Here is a 15,208-nt window from a genome sequence, read left to right as displayed (position 1 = left end):
GTGGAGAAGCCGTGGGGCACTCCTCAGCGGATGGTCACCTGCCGGTTGGCCAGGCCGGCTCGAGCAGACCTCTCGGCAGCGCTGAGCTCACCCGCGTCGAGCGCCTGCGCCAGGTCGGCGGCGAACCTGGCGGCGGGCTCCTCGAGCACCTCCGCGCCCGTGCCGACGGGCAGGTCCCACACCGGAGCCAGCAGGCCGTGGGCCCGGAACATGCCGACGAGGCGCGATCCCTCGGCCACCGAGTCCTGCCCGGCCGCGTGCAGCCGGGCCAGCGCGTCGAGCAGCGTGTCCTCGGGGTGCGGCATCACCCAGCGCAGGTGCTCCTTGCTGCCCACGTTGGTCCAGTACGCCGCCTCGACCGACGTGAGCCGACTGGTCGGCATCACGCCGCCGTTGGCCTGCTCCAGCGCGGCCTCCATGTTGGCGTCGCGCTCCGGGATGTCGTCGATCCAGTAGTCGAACCCGTCGTGGACGGTGATGTCCAGGGTGGTGTCGCTGATGAGGTCCTGCAGGACCGGGCCCTCCCCGGGAGCGGACCTGAGACCGACGACGCCCGGCTCTCCCGTGGCGAGCGCGGCCTCGAGCACGGCACCCAGGTCGCGCGCCGGGTTGCCGTAGGAGTGCTGCACCTGCAGGCCGAGCCAGATGTCGCCGGAGTCGCGGACCATCGCGGGCGCCGCGCCGGGCAGCAGGGTCGCCAGGCGTACGCGGCGGTCGCCGTCCTTGAGCGTCAGCGGAGCCGTCGCTGCGGGCACGAGCTCACGCAGCGCGATCACGTCGCACTCGCTCGGCATGCCCTCGAAGGGCCGTGCGACGAAGGTGGGTGCGGCGCCACCGGCCGCACCGTGGCAGGCCTTGTAGCGCTTGCCCGAGCCGCAGGGGCAGGGCTGGCGGGGCCCGACCTCGCCTGTGGCGGCGGGAGCGGACGGGGTGCGGGTGCGGGACTTCTTGGCCATGGTCGAGAACCTATCCGTCGCACCTCGTCGGGCCGCCCCGGCACCCACTGGTCTGGACCTGGGGCGTGTCCCGGGGACGCATCATCAAGGTTCGCCGGGAAATCCGTGAAGGGTCTTGGACCCGGTGGCGAGCCCTGGCATGGTCGGCGTGCGGCGCTCGTCAGTGCGTGCGGGGACACGCCCGGGCGGCGCGGGGATGGGGATCTCTATGAACTGTGTGCTGCCGTCGCGCCTCGACGTCGTCCGCACCGCGGACTGCTGACCGTGCGCCGCCTACCGATCGCCGGCGTCAGTGGATGTGCTCCCGCCAGTCCGCCGGCACCCGGCCGGCCGGCCCCGGGACCGACTGGTCCGCGGGGCGGCTCTGGGGGTCGGCCAACCGCGGACCGACCAGGGCCTTGGACCTGCTGAAGTCCCAGAACCAGTCCTCGCCGGGCTCGTAGCTCTGCATGACCGGGTGCCCGGTCGCTGCGAAGTGGGCGGTGGCGTGCTGCGCGGGGCTGGTGTCGCAGCAGCCGACGTGGCCGCACTGCGCGCACCGGCGCAGGTGCACCCACCAGCCGCCGGCGGCATCGCACTCCACGCATCCGGGACCGGACGGTGCCACCTCGGGATCGATGCCTGCGGTCATGGCCCCAGCCTGCCTCGTCAGCGTCTCGCTGGCCAGCGCCCGCGCAGGAAGTCCGGCAGCCAGTGTGCCTCCCAGGCCGGGATCTCCTGACGCTCGATCCCGGACCGCTCCGGCGCGTGCGCCGCGGTGCGGTAGCGGCCGTCCTCCCGCTCGAGGTAGCGGTAGTTGACCAGCTCGCGCCGCAGGTAGGCGAAGTCCTCGTGCACCCCGAGCAGGATCTCGTTGACCTCCTTCTCGGAGTACTCGCGGCCGGTCTCGAACCTCGACAGCAACCTCGAGCAGCACGGCGACCCGGACCTTGCGCCTGGCCGGCACCCGTTCGATGCGCCCGTCGGTGAACAGCCGGTCCACCAGCCGCCGCTGCTCGGCGCGCGCGGCGTCGTACGCCGTGCCGCTGGGTGCCGCGCCGGCCTGCACCGCGGCGCGGGCGGCGGTGTAGGGCTCGCCGGTCGCCGCCATGCGGGCGCGCACGACCTGCTTGAAGTCACTGTTCCTGGTCATCGTGATCACCTTCGACTGCGCTGCGTCCCCAGTACGCCGCTGCAGCGGGCGTCAACGATGTGGATTCCGGAACCGCCCGAGGATCTGCTCCCCTTCGCCACCGCACGGACTGGGGCCGTTGCGCGGGCTGGGCGCTGGACGTCGCCCTCGTGACGGAGTCTGCCAGACGTCCGGCGCGGGGGCGAGGCGGAATCCGGCTGACAGCGCCGCCGGGGTGGATCCACACTGGGTCCGTGCCGTCGTCGAGCCAGTGGGTCGCATTCCTCGTCGCCTCGTTCCTGTTCATCCAGGTCCCGGGGCCCAGCCTGCTGTTCACCATCGGCCGCGCACTCACGGTGGGCCGGCGCGAGGCGCTCCTCTCGGTGCTCGGCAACGGGCTCGGCGTGCTCGCCCAGGTGGTCCTGGTCGCGGCCGGGCTCGGCGCGGTCGTGGCGGCCAGCGCGACGGCGTACACCGTCGTGAAGGTGGCGGGAGCGACGTACGTCATCTGGCTGGGCGTGCAGGCGATCCGTCACCGCAGCGACGCGCGGCTGGCGATGGCCGCCGCCGGTCCGACCCGGCGCGGTCACCCGGTGCGGATCGGCTTCACGGTCGGTGCGACCAACCCCAAGACCATCGTCTTCTTCGTGGCCTTCCTGCCCCAGTTCGCGGACCCGGGCGGGGCCGTGGCGCTGCAGACGATGCTGCTCGGGCTGGTGTTCAGCGCGATGGCCGGCGTCTCGGACAGCGTCTGGGCCTTGGCCGCCGGCACGGCGCGCACCTGGTTCGCCCGCCGCCCCGCACGCCTCGACACCCTCAGCGCCACCGGGGGCACGATGATGATCGGTCTCGGCGCGACCATGCTGACGGTGGAGTGACGCGCCCGTAGGGTCGCGTCGTGCGCATTCTCGTCTCCACGCTCCTGCTGCTGCTCGCGCTTTCCGCGCCGGCGTACGCCGACCCCGAGCCGATGCCGGCCGGGACGGACGCCGACTACCAGCTCGGAGGTGCCGCCGACCTTCCCGACCACGTCGGGATCGTGGTCCGCGACCGCACCGCCGCGCCCGCACCGGGGCGCTACAACGTCTGCTACGTCAACGGGTTCCAGACCCAGCCCGACGAGCGCGGCTTCTGGCGGCGGCACCGCGACCTGCTGCTCACCGATGCCCGCGGCCGGCTCGTCGCCGACGAAGCGTGGGGGGAGTGGCTGCTCGACATCCGCACCCCCCAGCGGCGCGAGCGCCTCGCGCGGATCGTCGGGCGCTGGGTCGCTGGCTGCGCCCGCGACGGCTTCGACGCCGTCGAGTACGACAACCTCGACTCCTTCTCCCGCAGCCACGGCCTGCTGCGGCCGAGGCACGCGCAGCGATTCGCGCGGCTGCTGACCTCCATCGCCCACGAGCACGACCTGGCGGCCGCGCAGAAGAACTGGGCAGGCTGGGACGGCACGCGCGCCGGCTTCGACCTGGCGATCGCCGAGGAGTGCGGGCGCTACGACGAGTGCGGGCGCTACACCGACGCGTACGGCGACCAGGTCCTCGTCGTGGAGTACCGCGTCCGCGACTTCGAACGGACCTGCGCCGGCTTCGACGACCAGCTGCCGGTCGTGCTGCGCGACCGCGCCGTCACGCCGGGCGGCGTACGCCGCTGGTGCTGACGTACGCCGCCCGGCCGGGTCGGGCGGCGGTCGGTCAGTGGGTGCCGACGGCCTCGGGCTCGTCGTCGGCCTGCGCGGACCGCGCGCGCTCGCGCCGACTGGCCAGCAGGCTCGTGGTGACGGTCGCGGCCAGGATGCCGACGATCACGAACAGCGAGGCGAGGGTCGGCACGTCGGGCACCGACGGCCACACCAGGTGGGCCCAGTGCAGCACGAGCTTGAAGCCGATGAAGCCCAAGATGGCGGCGAGGCCGTAGCTGAGGTGGACCAGCGCGGCCAGCGCCCCCTCGAGCACGAAGTACAGCGCCCGCAGGCCGAGCAGGGCGAAGGCGTTGGTGACGAAGACCAGGTAGGGGTCGCCGGTGATGCCGTAGACGGCGGGCACGGAGTCGACGGCGAACACGATGTCGGTGCCGAGCACGGCGACGGTCACCAGCGCGAAGGGGGTCAGCGCCCGCACTCCGTCGCGGACGACGGTGAGGCGGGGGCCGTCGTACTCGTCGCTCACCGGCATGACGCGGCGCATGAGCCTCACCAGGCGCATCTCGCCCACGTCGACCTGGTGCTCCTCGCCGCGCACGGCGTCGCGCAGCATCTTGAGACCGGTGACGAGCAGGATCGCGCCGAAGACGAGGAACACCCAGTCGAAGGCCGACAGGGCCGCGGCGCCGAGCGCGATGAAGATCCCGCGCAGGACGAGCGCGCCGACGATGCCGTAGAGCAGCACCCGTTGCTTGAGCACCTCCGGAACGGCGAAGGCAGCGAGCAGCAGCATGAAGACGAAGAGGTTGTCGACGCTCAGCGTCTTCTCGACCAGGTAGCCGGTGTAGTACTCCAGGCCCCGGTCACCGCCGTGGGCGCTCCAGACGTACAGCCCGAAGGTCAGCGGCAGCGCGACGTAGAACGCCGACCAGGCCAGGGCCTCCTTCATCGAGACCTCGTGGGGTCGGCGGGTGGCGATGAAGTCGACGACGAGCAGGGCGACGACCACTCCGATGGTGACGAGCCACAGGGTGGGGGACGCGATGGACGACATGGGTCTCCTCAGGATGGTGTCCTGAGGTCTCCCCCGCCGGCTGCGCCGGTCCCCGCCGGGACGCCTGTGGAGGCGCCGAACTGACCGACGGAGGTTGGTGGGGTACTCCCCTCGGCGCTCATGGTAGTTGAACGGGCAAGGGCGCCGCCAACTGGGCGCCGTAGGGTGCGGACATGGAGAACCTGGAGTACGACGTCGTGGTCCTCGGCGGCGGCCCGGCGGGCGAGAACGCCGCGCAGTACGCCGTGGAGGGCACCGAGCTGACGGCTGCCATCGTCGAGCGCGAGCTGCTCGGCGGGGAGTGCAGCTATTGGGCCTGCATGCCGAGCAAGGCGCTGCTGCGCCCGATCAGCGTCGCCGACGCGACGGGCGACCTCGACGGCGTCTCGACGGCGCAGGTGGAGCCCGGCGGCCTCCTCGCGCGCCGCGACTACTGGGTCTCCCACTACGACGACTCCGGCCAGGTGTCCTGGGCGGAGGGGGCCGGTCTCGCGGTGCTGCGCGGCGCGGGCCGGCTGGTCGGCGAGCGCACGGTGCGGGTCACCTCCTCCTCCGGTGAGCAGCTCGTGCGAGCCCGGCACGCGGTCGTGATCGCGACGGGGAGCCAGGCGCGGGTCCCTCAGCTGTACGCCGACGCGCTGCCGTGGGACTCCCGCGACGCGACCGGCGTCGTCGAGGTGCCGGGCAGGCTCGCGATCGTCGGCGGCGGCGTCGTCGCCTGCGAGGCCGCGGTCTGGATGGCGGCGCTCGGCTCCGAGGTCACGCTGCTCGTGCGCGGCGACCGGCTGCTCGGCCGGAGCGAGCCGTTCGCCGGCGAGGCGGTGCTGGCCGGGCTGCGCGAGCGCGGGATCACGGTCCGCCTCGACACGTCCGTCGAGGACGTGCACCGGGACTCGCCGGCGGCCACGGGCACCGGACGTATCCACGGCGGCAAGGTCACCCTGCACACCTCGGACGGCGACGTCGAGGTCGACGAGCTGCTGCTGTCGGTCGGCCGCACGCCGCGGCTCGACGACCTGGCGCTGGACGCCGTGGGTCTCACCGCCGACGACGTCACCGGCGGACGGATGCCCGAGTGGCTGCACGCGGTGGGCGACGCCAGCGGTGGTGCGCCGCTGACCCACTGGGGCAAGCATCAGGCGCGTGTGGTCGGGGCACGCATCGCCGCCGCTGCATCCGGTCGCGCCGCCTGGGAGCCCGAGCGCGAGGCCCCGGTCCCGCAGGTCGTGTTCACCGACCCCGAGGTCGCCAGCGTGGGGATGACCGAGGCGGAGGCGCGGGAGGCCGGGCACGACGTGGTGGTCTCGCGCGTGCCGACCTCGTCGGCCGCCGGCACCGGCCTGCTCCGCGACCACGTCGCCGGCGAGGCCCAGCTGGTCGTGGACCGCGGCAGCCGGACGCTGCTCGGCGCGACCTTCGTCGGGCCGGAGGTCGCCGAGCTGCTGCACGCGGCGACGGTGGCGATCGTGGGCGGCGTCCCGGTGCACGTGCTGCGCCACGCGGTGGCGGCGTACCCCACCGCCAGCGAGCTGTACCTGCGCCTGCTCGAGGAGCTGCCGCGCGAGCTGCGGGTGCCGCCGGGGTCCTGAGCTGCTTTCGCGCGTTCTCCGGGCGCCCGGCGCCCGGCTCCCGGCTCCCGGAGCGGTGCGTGAGCCACATTGTCGAGCGCCCTCATGTGGCTGGCTCACCGCTGGCCGCCGTACGCCTGCCGGAGCGCTGCCACGCCCGGCCTCGCGGTGCGTGAGCCACATTCCCGAGCGCCCTCATGTGGCTGGCTCACCGCTGGCCGCCGCGGCCCGACGCCCGCGACCTCAGCCGCGCTCGCGCAGGTACCGCCCGAAATGCGGCACCGTGAAGGCGATCCGGCCGCGCTCCCCGGAGTAGACGAGGCCCTTCTTGAGCAACGAGTCGCGCGCCGGCGAGAGTGACTGCGGCTTCTTGCCCAGCCGCGCCGCGACGTCGGAGCTGAGGACCGCATCGGCGCCAGGGTCGCCGCTCGACGCTGGCTGCTCGGCAGCGACGTCGGCCATCGCCATCAGGTAGTCGCGCTCCCCCGGCGTCGCACGCTCGTAGCGCGAGCCGAAGAACCCGACGGCGAGCTCGGACTCCGCCTCGGGTGCGGCGACGGCGACGTCCGCCGCGGTGATCGGCGAGCGCGGCGCCAGGTCCCACACCGCCTTGCCGTAGGCCTGGATGAAGTACGGGTAGCCGCCGGTGGCGTCGTACATCGCGGCCAGGGCGTCGGGCTCGTACGCCGCGTCCTCGTCGGCCGCGGGCGCCTCGAGCGCGCGATCGGCCGCCTCGCGGGCGAGCCGGTCGATCCGCTGGTAGCGGAAGAGCCGCTCGCTGTACGACTTGCTGGCGCTCAGCACCGCCGGCAGGTGCGGCAGCCCGGCACCCACCACGATCACCGGCAGCCCGGACTGACTCAGCTCGTGACAGGCGGCGCACAGCGCCGAGACGTCGTCGGGCCCGAGGTCCTGCATCTCGTCGAGGAAGATCGCGACGCCCTTGCCGATGTCGGCGGCGAGCCCGCCGAGGTCGGTGAAGAGCTCGACGAGATCGATCTCGACGTCGCCGCTGTCGGCGCGACCCCGTACGGCGGGCGCGTCGATGCCCGGGCTCCACTGGTCCTTGAGCCGGGCGCCCGCGCCCGCGTCGCGGTGGGCGAAGGACTTGATCACGCCGAGGACGTGGTCGACCTCGTCGCCGGAGGGATGGCCGAGCTCGCGCACGGCTTGGTGCAGCGCGCTGCTGAGCGGGCGTCGCAGTCCCTGGCCCGGCCGTGCCTCGAGCTTGCCGGTGCCCCAGCCCTTCCGTACGGCGCTCCCGCGCAGCGCGTTGAGCAGGACCGTCTTGCCGACCCCGCGCAGGCCGGTGAGCACCAGGCTCCGCTCCGGCCGCCCCTTGGCCACGCGCTCCAGGACCACCTCGAACGCCGCCAGCTGCTCGTCGCGGCCGGCGAGCTCCGGCGGCCGCTGTCCCGCGCCCGGAGCGTACGGATTGCGGATCGGGTCCATGATGTGACCGTATCGCTGACTCTAGGACGATCCTTAGATCAAGCGATACTCCGCGAGTCGCGATCCCCGGTGAGCCGGGGATCCTCGAGCCTCACCCCCGAAGTTTCGGCCGGTAACCTCCAGTTTCCCCGGCTAGCCGGGGATCCCAACACACGCAGCAGAGCACCCCCGACGAACGGCGAAGCGCGAATCAGCCCGCCCGGCTGGGCGTCTCTGCCCGCTCGACCCGCTCGCGGGCGGCGTCGTACGCCTGGTCGAGCCCGCGGCGCAGCAGCGCGATCAGGTCCGGGACCTCGTCGGCGGCGAGCCGGAAGGTGCCGGCGCAGACGTTGTCGCGCCACAGCGAGAGCACCACCAGCTGCGACTCCTCGTGCCAGGTGACGCGCAGCGAGCGGTCCTCTCCGCGGGGGTCGAGGAAGACCGCTCCGGTGCGGGGTACGCGCGGCTGGACCATGTGCCATTGTGACCCGCAACACATGGGTCTGCCTAGACGCTGCCTAGACTCGGGTACGTGCCCGAGCTCCCCGAGGTCGAAGCCCTCGTCCAGGACCTGCGCGGCCGCCTGGTCGGCCGGGCGATCAGCCGCGTCGACCTGGCGGCCTTCAGCGCCCTGAAGACCTTCGACCCGCCGCTGAGCGCACTGCACGGGACGCTGGTGGACGACGTCACGCGGTGGGGCAAGTTCCTCGACATCGACGCCAGCGGCGTCCACCTGGTCATCCACCTCGCCCGCGCCGGCTGGATCCGCTGGCGCGACGAGGTCCCCGCCACGCCGGCGCGGCCCAACAGCAAGAACCCGCTCGCCGCGCGCGTGGTGATCGACGACCCCGACCTCGACGCTCAGCCCGGGCTCGACATCACCGAGGCGGGCACCCGCAAGGGCCTGGCCATCTACGTCGTGCGCGACCCGCAGGAGGTCGAGGGCATCGCCCGCCTCGGCCCGGACCCGCTCGACGAGTCCTTCACCCGCGACGTGCTGGCGGACATCCTCCAGGCGGAGGGGCGCAAGCAGATCAAGGGCGTGCTGCGGATGCAGTCGATCGTCGCCGGCATCGGCAACGCGTACTCCGACGAGATCCTGCACGCCGCACGGATGTCGCCGTTCAAGCCCGCCAACAGCCTGGACGAGGACGACCTGCAGACGCTGTACGTCGCGATCCGCTCGACGCTGGGTGACGCGGTCCGGCGCTCCAGCGGGCTCGCGGCGAGCGAGCTGAAGGGCGAGAAGAAGAGCAACCTGGCCGTGCACGGCCGCACCGGCCAGGCCTGCCCGGTGTGCGGCGACGTGGTGCGGGAGGTGTCCTTCGCCGACTCCAGCCTGCAGTACTGCCCCACCTGCCAGACCGGCGGGAAGCCGCTCGCGGACCGACGGCTGTCCAAGCTGCTCAAGTGAGCCGAGCGGCCGCGACGAGACGCCGACGGCGCCGGTCGGCCCCACCCCCGTGACGGTCCGCCCGACGCCGTCGTCTCGTCAAGACTAGCTTGACGAGACCCGATCATGTCACGCCGTGGCGCTGCTGTCGCCGGATTTCTTGGCGAACCTCTCCCAGGCCGCCTGACGGCTCACGCCGAGGGCGCGACCGATCTCCGCCCAGGAGATCGCGCGTCCCCGCAGCAGCCCGACCCACTCCTGGGCGAAGGCGGCGTTCTGCTCGGCGGAGGCGATGATCCGCGGCAGGGTCGCGAGCAGGTCGGCGTCGCTCATCGTGTCCCAGGGCGAGCTGCCGCGCGCTCCGGCGAGCTGGTTCTCGTCGTGCAGGAGCGCGTGGAAGTCGTCGACGCACGTCGAGCACACCTGCGCCCCGAGCCCGCCGACGAGGGGCAGGTCGGTCCCGGGGCCCCCTGGCGTGCCGCAGAAGGAGCAGATCTTGCCGTGGCGCGAGATGGCCATGCCTACCCCCTCTCGGCGTCGATGCTACCCGCCCCGAGGACGGCGGTACGCCGGCGCCTCGGGGCGGGGCTAGGAGACGGGCCTCACTCGGTGCTTCCGGGGACCTCCGGCATCTCGGGCATCTCGACGTCGCCGAACATCGACCCGCACGTGTCGGTGACGTAGGTCGAGAAGGACTCCATGCTCTTCTGCGCCTCCTCGGACAGGTCGTTCTCCAGGGCCTCGAGGTCCGGCGACTCCAGGTCCTCGGCCGAGATGTCGCTGGCGGCCTTCACCGTCTCCTCGAAGCCGTCCCGGGCGTCGTCGGGGATGTTCTCCGGCGTGCCGACCTCCTCGAGCTCGTCGGCCCAGGAGTGCATGGCATCGGCCATGTCCTTCTCGGTGGGCAGCTCGGCGTCGGGGTTGGTGAAGTCGATGTCGAGCTCGGTGAACAGGCTCGACTGCGCCTTGCAGAACGCGTCCTTGCTCGCATCCGTCGGCGCGCCGTCGGCAGCCCCGCCGCCGCAGGCCGAGGTGAGCGCCCCGACGAGCAGGGCCGCGCTGGTCAGGGTCAGGCGAGTACGGATGGTCATGGTTTCCCCCTTCGGTGGGACACGCGGACGCGTCGTGTGCAGATCAACTGGGCACAGCCTGACGCGAGCGGTCCTCAGACGTCCATTCGCAGGGCCGCGGGCGCCGGGACGTCGAGGCAGCCCTCGAGCGCTTCGAGGTACTCCGCGCGCGGTCGGCGTACGACCCCCAGCGAGGCCAGGTGGGGCGTCTGCCACTGCACGTCGAGCAGCCGGCGGTCGGCGTGGTCGTCGCGCATCAGGTCCACGAGCGCGAGCAGGGCCACCTTCGAGGCGTCGCGCTCGCGGTGGAACATCGACTCCCCCGCGAACAGCCCGCCGATGCTCACGCCGTAGAGCCCGCCCACCAGCCGGCCGTCGCGCCACGTCTCGACCGAGTGGGCCCAGCCGAGCCGGTGCAGGCGGGCGTAGGCGTCGCGGAAGCTGTCGGTGATCCAGCCGTCGGGGCGCTCGGGGTCGCCGCACTCGGCGACCACCTCGTCGAAGGCCGTGTCGACCCGGATCTCGAAGTCGCGGGCCGAGCGGCGCAGCGATCGGGAGACGCGCATCCCGTCCAGCGGCAGCACGCCCCGCTCCACCGGCGAGAACCAGCCGAGGTGGTCGTCGCCGTCCAGCGTCACCGGCATCGGGAACAGGCCCAGCGCGTAGGCGGTGACGAGGGTGCCCGGCTCGAGGTCGGCCCCGAGCGCGACGAGGTCGTCATCGGGGTCCCACGTCGAGTGGTGCGGAAAGGCCCACGGCGTCGGAGCGGGGACGATGGGCACGACGTCACGCTAGCGAGTCGCGCACGGACCGGGCAGCGTCCGTCCACCCGGCTCCCGTCCCGACCGTACGATCGGGGCATGGGCCTGAAGCAGACCGCAGGACGCCAGCTCGCGCCGAGGATCACCCAGCTCGCACCCGGACTCACCAACGGCTTCGTGCGCGAGGCGCTCAACCGCGCGATCGCCGGTGTGGGACCGTTGGTACCCGCGGCGGTGGCCGCCGACAAGCAGCTGCAGGAGCAGCGCGGCGACGTGGACCGCGCCATCCACGAGGTCATCGAGAACCACGTGCGCATCGCCGGCGCCCAGGGCTTCGCCACCAACATCGGCGGCCTGATCACCATGGCGGTCACCATCCCGGCGAACGTCACGGGCCTGGCGCTCCTGCAGTGCCGCATGGTGGCCGCGATCGCGCACCTGCGCGGGCACGACCTCGCCGACCCGCGCGTGCGCAACGCGATCCTGGCCCTGCTGCTGGGCGAGGAGCAGGTCAACGACCTGGTCAAGAAGAAGAAGCTGCCCACCACCCCGATGGCGCTGGCCACGGCACCCGCTCACGACCCGCGGCTCGACGACACCATCGCCGCGGTCGTGGCCACCGACATCATCGCCCGCGTGGCCGGCAAGCGGCTCGCGACCACCATCGGTCGCCGGGTCCCGGTGGTCGGCGGCGTCGTCGGCGCGAGCGCCGACGGCTACGCGACGTGGAAGATCGGTCGGTACGCCGACCGCGAGCTGCTGCCGCGCAAGCGCTGAGGCGAGCCCGGGCGCTACGCCGCTGGGCGCGGACGCCCCCTGAGGCGCCGGTAGGCGGCGAGCGTCCCGCGGCCGGCGGCGCTGTCCTCCAGCGTGGTGACCACTCTCCGCCGCAGCCGGTGCGACGTCGTCAGGCGGGCCCGGTCGCGCTCCTCGTGCGCCTCGCGGAGCTCGCCGTGCAGCCGCTCCTCGACGGCGCGCAGCCGGGCGGCCTCGACCAGCAAGGCGCTGATCGCGTCGAGCGCGGGCGGCAGCAGCTCGTCGGCCGTCGCGGTGTCGGGGTCGGCGAAGGCGCCGGGCTCGGGCCCGAGGAGGTCGTCCAGGGAGCCGGCCACGTCGTAGCCGCGCTCGGCCAGCACGGCGACCCAGCTGCGCGAGAGCTCCTGCGCCCACGCGTGGTCGGCCGGCGCGAGCCCCAGCCGCGCGGAGGCGACGCCACGGGAGAGCGTCTGGTGGGCGAGCACCTCGCGGACCAGCGGCCGGTAGTCCGGCGGCGCCAGGACCGAGGTCACCCGCTGGTTGATGGTGCGCAGCAGCGACGTCTCCGGGACCCCGAGCGAGGGGTTCTCGCGCTCCGCCGTCAGGTCCAGGGGCAGGTCGTCGAGGCCGAAGGTGCGGGAGAAGCGGCGCCACAGCTCGCCGCGGTCCGACCCGGACGGCGGCACGGTCACGAGGTGCACACGCTCGGGCGGCAGCGAGGCGGCCCAGCGGTCGAGGATGTCGGGGATCTCCTGCACCGCCCAGAACCACGAGCCGATCTTCGACTCGCGCGCGGGGTCGCGGATGGTCCGCAGGAAGGCCGCGTAGGTGACGTGGCTGCGGTGCTTGACGTTCTCCTGCCACTCGGCCGGGATCTGGCGCACCAGGTCGCGCACCGACAGGACGAGGTGCACCTCGGCGTCGCCGAGCGAGGCCAGCGCGCGTGCCACCTGGCCCGGGGTCGCGCGGGCGAAGATCTCGTGACTGATGATCGCCGTGCCGTCCCACGCCCGCACCTCGGCGGCGAGCCGGTCCCAGGCGCCGACGGCCTCCGTCTCCAGCCCGCCCCACGGCAGCGTCATCAGGTCGAGCGCGGCCAGGAAGTGCGCGTCGAAGCGGTCGGCCGGATAGAGGACGCCGTGCTCGCGCAGCACCGGCTGGTTGCGGAACAGCACGTCCTGGAGGTACGACGTGCCCGTCTTGGGGCAGCCCACGTGCAGCAGCACCTGCCTGCTCACCGCTCCACCTGCCTGTCCGTGTGCCGCCAGCTCGGATCGACGAGCATCCGGATCGCCAGGTCCAGCACCCGCTCGTCGTCGGCCACCCCGCGCGTGGCGCCCGCTCGCGCCGGCGCCAGGTCGGCGAGGTCGCCGACGACAGGGTAGCCAGCGCGGGTCAGCTCGCGCGTCGTACGGGCGGCGGACGCGGCCACCCACGCCTGCTCGGCATCGGGTACGCCGACGGGCGCGGCGCCGCTGCCGGGGATCCGCCGCTGCAGCGTGCGCATCAGCGCGGGACGCTCGGCGGCCGGGACCCGGATGCCGACGACGGCCGCCACCCGCCGAGCCAGCTCGGCCTGGTCGGCGCCGGGGACGCGCACCTGCGGGAGGTGGCGTACGCCGAGCTGGCGCGGCAGCCGGTCCGGATCGGTGACGATGCGGACGAACGGACGACGCGCGTGCCAGCGGCGCACCGACGCGGCCAGGTCGGCTCGGGCGGGCAGCTGGTCGCGCTCGCGCCAGAACCGCAGCCACTCGGGCCACGGCCGGGTGCCGGTCTCGAAGCACCGCTGGGTCCAGGTGCGGGCGAGGAGCTCGTCGAGCGGCGCGGCGAGCGCGACCAGGACGGGCCGCCTCCCACCCTCGGGGCGTCCGTGGGCGCGCAGGTGCTCGCGCAGCCCGGTGGCGAGCACCGGGTCGCCGACCAGCCGGTACCTGCGGCGCCAGGGTCGCGGCCAGGCGGTGGGCACGGGGTCGGGGCCGAGCGCGACGAGGTCGTCGGCCAGCAGCACGCTGGCCACCCGGAGCAGCTCGTGCGCGCCGACCGTCGCGGGGTCGACCGGCCGGGGACCGAAGTCCGAGGCGGACACGCCGACCAGCGGCAGGTCGGCCTTGCCCCGCCCGGCCGCCGGCGCGGCCAGCACCCGGTCGGCGAGCGTGCGCCGCTGCGCGGGAGCTGCGGTGGAGGCCAGGACCCGGAGGTTGACCCGGCGCAGCAGCTCGAGCTGCTGGGCGCCCGGCAGCGGTCCGGGCGTCGCCTGGCCGCGGTCCTCGCCCGCGGTCCACGCCAGCCAGGGCGTCGTACCGCCCTCGCGCAGGTGCGCGACCCATGCGCGCGCGGCGGCAGCGCGGTCCGCGCTCAACGGTCGCGCAGCCGACGAGCGGTGTCGCGCAGCAGCCCGCTCACCGAGTCGGCGGACGCGCGGTTGGCGGCCTCCTGGGTCATCACCGTCAGCGCGTCGAGCGCCGCACCCAGCTCGAGCTTGGCGCGCACCCGGTCGGGATTGCGCCACTCCTCGTCGGCCGGGGGCCGGCGCGGGCGCAGGTCCTCGACGTCGCCGATGACGTCGACGCCGCTGCCCTTGATCCAGTCGATCCACAGCTCCGCGCGCTCCTCGGCGAAGTCGTAGCGGTCGGGAGGCAGCCGCACCGGGATGGCCTTGCGGGAGACGAGCACCTCCTGCGCGAGCAGCTCGCGGATGAGCGCGTCGTACGACGGCTCGCGCCACACGCCGAGCTCGAGGCGACGGTTGAGCTTGCGCAGCAGGGAGGTCTCGGCGATGCCGAGGGAGCGGTTGTCGCGCTCGGAGTCGAGCGGCGCCCAGAGCGGGTCGATGCCGAAGGCGCGGCAGAAGCGCAGCCACAGCTCGTCGCCGTTGGGGCCGCGGTCGTGGGGGACGGTGACGATGTGCACGCGCTCGGGCGGCAGCTTGGCGCCCCACTGCGACAGCACCCGCGGCAGGTCCATGGCGTGGAAGAACCACGTCTGGCCGCGCTCGACCTTGGTGAGGAAGCGCCGGAAGGGCCACTTGCGCCCCTGCTTGATCGACTCCTGCCAGGCGGCCGGCAGCTGGCGGCCGAGGTCGCGCGCGGAGTAGACGACGTGCACCTCGTGGCCGGCCAGGTCGTTCATCGCCTTGGCGATCTTGTCGGGCTTCGCGCCGGCGAGGATCTCGTGGCTGATCACCACGTTGCCCTCGGCGCGCCGAACCCGCTTGACCATCGCGTCCCAGGCGCCCTTGGCGTGCCCGGGGGCGCCGCCCCAGTCCTGCTCCAGCAGGTCGAGGGCGGCGCGGAAGTGGAACATGTCCGAGCGGCCGGACCGCGGCGCCGGGATGGTGACGCCGTGCCGGGCCAACGACGACGCGTTGAGCAGGAGCCGGTCCTGGAGGTAGGTCGTCCCGGTCTTGGGGGCGCCGATGTGCAGGTGGACGACGCGGCTCATGGCCTTGATTGTGCCAGTCGCTGCG

Annotated in this window: 17 protein-coding genes; 5 read left to right on the top strand and 12 right to left on the bottom strand. The window is 73.5% G+C overall.

All coding sequences use genetic code 11. The annotated features are described in order from the left end of the window. Positions 1-23: 23 nt before the first annotated feature. From J3P41_RS14565 to J3P41_RS14555, 3 genes are all read right to left on the bottom strand, one after another. Positions 24-956, bottom strand: a complete 933-nt coding sequence (locus J3P41_RS14565) for a DUF5926 family protein (RefSeq protein ID WP_210651084.1) — start codon at positions 954-956, stop codon at positions 24-26. Between the two features lie 289 nt (positions 957-1,245). Next, a complete protein-coding gene (locus J3P41_RS14560) occupies positions 1,246-1,587 on the bottom strand; it encodes a UBP-type zinc finger domain-containing protein (protein ID WP_210651083.1) in 342 nt (113 codons plus the stop codon). 17 nt (positions 1,588-1,604) lie between these two features. Beyond that, on the bottom strand, positions 1,605-1,859 hold the full coding sequence (locus tag J3P41_RS14555; RefSeq protein WP_210651082.1) for a DUF2087 domain-containing protein: 255 nt from the start codon (positions 1,857-1,859) through the stop codon (positions 1,605-1,607). Between the two features lie 462 nt (positions 1,860-2,321). On the opposite strand from J3P41_RS14555, the gene J3P41_RS14550 reads away from it, so the two are divergent. After that, positions 2,322-2,945 carry a LysE family translocator gene (locus tag J3P41_RS14550; RefSeq protein WP_210651081.1) on the top strand — a complete coding sequence of 208 codons (624 nt, stop codon included), beginning with the start codon at positions 2,322-2,324 and terminating at the stop codon, positions 2,943-2,945. A 20-nt stretch (positions 2,946-2,965) separates the two neighbouring features. After that, positions 2,966-3,724: an endo alpha-1,4 polygalactosaminidase gene (locus J3P41_RS14545; RefSeq protein ID WP_210651080.1), complete on the top strand. Its 759-nt coding sequence runs from the start codon at positions 2,966-2,968 to the stop codon at positions 3,722-3,724. Positions 3,725-3,758: 34 nt separating this feature from the next. Here J3P41_RS14545 and J3P41_RS14540 read toward each other — a convergent pair whose 3' ends face one another. Beyond that, the gene (locus J3P41_RS14540; protein WP_210651079.1) at positions 3,759-4,760 is read right to left on the bottom strand and encodes a TerC family protein; all 1,002 of its coding nucleotides are present in this window, start codon (positions 4,758-4,760) and stop codon (positions 3,759-3,761) included. A 173-nt stretch (positions 4,761-4,933) separates the two neighbouring features. On the opposite strand from J3P41_RS14540, the gene J3P41_RS14535 reads away from it, so the two are divergent. After that, on the top strand, positions 4,934-6,349 hold the full coding sequence (locus tag J3P41_RS14535) for an NAD(P)/FAD-dependent oxidoreductase (RefSeq protein WP_210651078.1): 1,416 nt from the start codon (positions 4,934-4,936) through the stop codon (positions 6,347-6,349). 222 nt (positions 6,350-6,571) lie between these two features. On the opposite strand, the gene J3P41_RS14530 is transcribed toward J3P41_RS14535, so the two are convergent. After that, a complete protein-coding gene (locus J3P41_RS14530; RefSeq protein WP_210651077.1) occupies positions 6,572-7,780 on the bottom strand; it encodes an ATP-binding protein in 1,209 nt (402 codons plus the stop codon). 190 nt (positions 7,781-7,970) lie between these two features. Further along, on the bottom strand, positions 7,971-8,234 hold the full coding sequence (locus tag J3P41_RS14525) for a hypothetical protein (protein WP_210651076.1): 264 nt from the start codon (positions 8,232-8,234) through the stop codon (positions 7,971-7,973). Positions 8,235-8,291: 57 nt separating this feature from the next. On the opposite strand from J3P41_RS14525, the gene J3P41_RS14520 reads away from it, so the two are divergent. After that, on the top strand, positions 8,292-9,173 hold the full coding sequence (locus tag J3P41_RS14520) for an Fpg/Nei family DNA glycosylase (RefSeq protein WP_210651075.1): 882 nt from the start codon (positions 8,292-8,294) through the stop codon (positions 9,171-9,173). 108 nt (positions 9,174-9,281) lie between these two features. Here the strand turns inward: J3P41_RS14520 and J3P41_RS14515 are convergent, their stop codons facing one another. The 3 genes from J3P41_RS14515 to aat all read right to left on the bottom strand — a co-directional run bounded on the left by J3P41_RS14515 (position 9,282) and on the right by aat (position 11,004). Further along, complete coding sequence (locus J3P41_RS14515) at positions 9,282-9,671, bottom strand: hypothetical protein (protein WP_210651074.1); 390 nt, start codon at positions 9,669-9,671, stop codon at positions 9,282-9,284. An 83-nt stretch (positions 9,672-9,754) separates the two neighbouring features. Then, complete coding sequence (locus J3P41_RS14510) at positions 9,755-10,243, bottom strand: hypothetical protein (RefSeq protein ID WP_210651073.1); 489 nt, start codon at positions 10,241-10,243, stop codon at positions 9,755-9,757. A 74-nt stretch (positions 10,244-10,317) separates the two neighbouring features. Then, complete coding sequence (gene aat / locus J3P41_RS14505) at positions 10,318-11,004, bottom strand: leucyl/phenylalanyl-tRNA--protein transferase (protein ID WP_307862009.1); 687 nt, start codon at positions 11,002-11,004, stop codon at positions 10,318-10,320. 78 nt (positions 11,005-11,082) lie between these two features. On the opposite strand from aat, the gene J3P41_RS14500 reads away from it, so the two are divergent. Further along, a complete protein-coding gene (locus tag J3P41_RS14500; RefSeq protein ID WP_210651072.1) occupies positions 11,083-11,760 on the top strand; it encodes an EcsC family protein in 678 nt (225 codons plus the stop codon). A 14-nt stretch (positions 11,761-11,774) separates the two neighbouring features. Here the strand turns inward: J3P41_RS14500 and J3P41_RS14495 are convergent, their stop codons facing one another. From J3P41_RS14495 to J3P41_RS14485, 3 genes are read right to left on the bottom strand one after another with little or no spacing between them, the layout of a single operon-like run. Then, complete coding sequence (locus J3P41_RS14495; RefSeq protein ID WP_210651071.1) at positions 11,775-12,977, bottom strand: hypothetical protein; 1,203 nt, start codon at positions 12,975-12,977, stop codon at positions 11,775-11,777. Next, complete coding sequence (locus tag J3P41_RS14490) at positions 12,974-14,101, bottom strand: hypothetical protein (protein ID WP_210651070.1); 1,128 nt, start codon at positions 14,099-14,101, stop codon at positions 12,974-12,976. The genes J3P41_RS14495 and J3P41_RS14490 overlap by 4 nt, the downstream gene beginning before the upstream one ends. Further along, a complete protein-coding gene (locus J3P41_RS14485) occupies positions 14,098-15,183 on the bottom strand; it encodes a hypothetical protein (RefSeq protein ID WP_210651069.1) in 1,086 nt (361 codons plus the stop codon). Before J3P41_RS14485 ends, J3P41_RS14490 begins: the two co-directional genes overlap by 4 nt. Between the last annotated feature and the right edge of the window lie 25 nt (positions 15,184-15,208).

This window comes from Nocardioides sp. SYSU D00065 (genome assembly GCF_017916425.1).
In the GTDB taxonomy this organism is placed as follows: Bacteria; Actinomycetota; Actinomycetes; order Propionibacteriales; family Nocardioidaceae; genus Nocardioides.
The sequence above is the reverse complement of the archived record's forward strand: the minus strand, read 5'-3'. Positions and strand labels throughout refer to the sequence as shown.

Excerpts from the sequence above, each read along its gene's own strand:
- J3P41_RS14565 (WP_210651084.1), bottom strand. The coding sequence starts at position 956 with ATGGCCAAGAAGTCCCGCACCCGCACCCCGTCCGCTCCCGCCGCCACA.
- J3P41_RS14560 (WP_210651083.1), bottom strand. The coding sequence starts at position 1,587 with ATGACCGCAGGCATCGATCCCGAGGTGGCACCGTCCGGTCCCGGATGC.
- J3P41_RS14540 (WP_210651079.1), bottom strand. The coding sequence starts at position 4,760 with ATGTCGTCCATCGCGTCCCCCACCCTGTGGCTCGTCACCATCGGAGTG.
- J3P41_RS14535 (WP_210651078.1), top strand. The coding sequence starts at position 4,934 with ATGGAGAACCTGGAGTACGACGTCGTGGTCCTCGGCGGCGGCCCGGCG.
- J3P41_RS14530 (WP_210651077.1), bottom strand. The coding sequence starts at position 7,780 with ATGGACCCGATCCGCAATCCGTACGCTCCGGGCGCGGGACAGCGGCCG.
- J3P41_RS14525 (WP_210651076.1), bottom strand. The coding sequence starts at position 8,234 with ATGGTCCAGCCGCGCGTACCCCGCACCGGAGCGGTCTTCCTCGACCCC.
- J3P41_RS14515 (WP_210651074.1), bottom strand. The coding sequence starts at position 9,671 with ATGGCCATCTCGCGCCACGGCAAGATCTGCTCCTTCTGCGGCACGCCA.
- J3P41_RS14510 (WP_210651073.1), bottom strand. The coding sequence starts at position 10,243 with ATGACCATCCGTACTCGCCTGACCCTGACCAGCGCGGCCCTGCTCGTC.
- J3P41_RS14500 (WP_210651072.1), top strand. The coding sequence starts at position 11,083 with ATGGGCCTGAAGCAGACCGCAGGACGCCAGCTCGCGCCGAGGATCACC.
- J3P41_RS14485 (WP_210651069.1), bottom strand. The coding sequence starts at position 15,183 with ATGAGCCGCGTCGTCCACCTGCACATCGGCGCCCCCAAGACCGGGACG.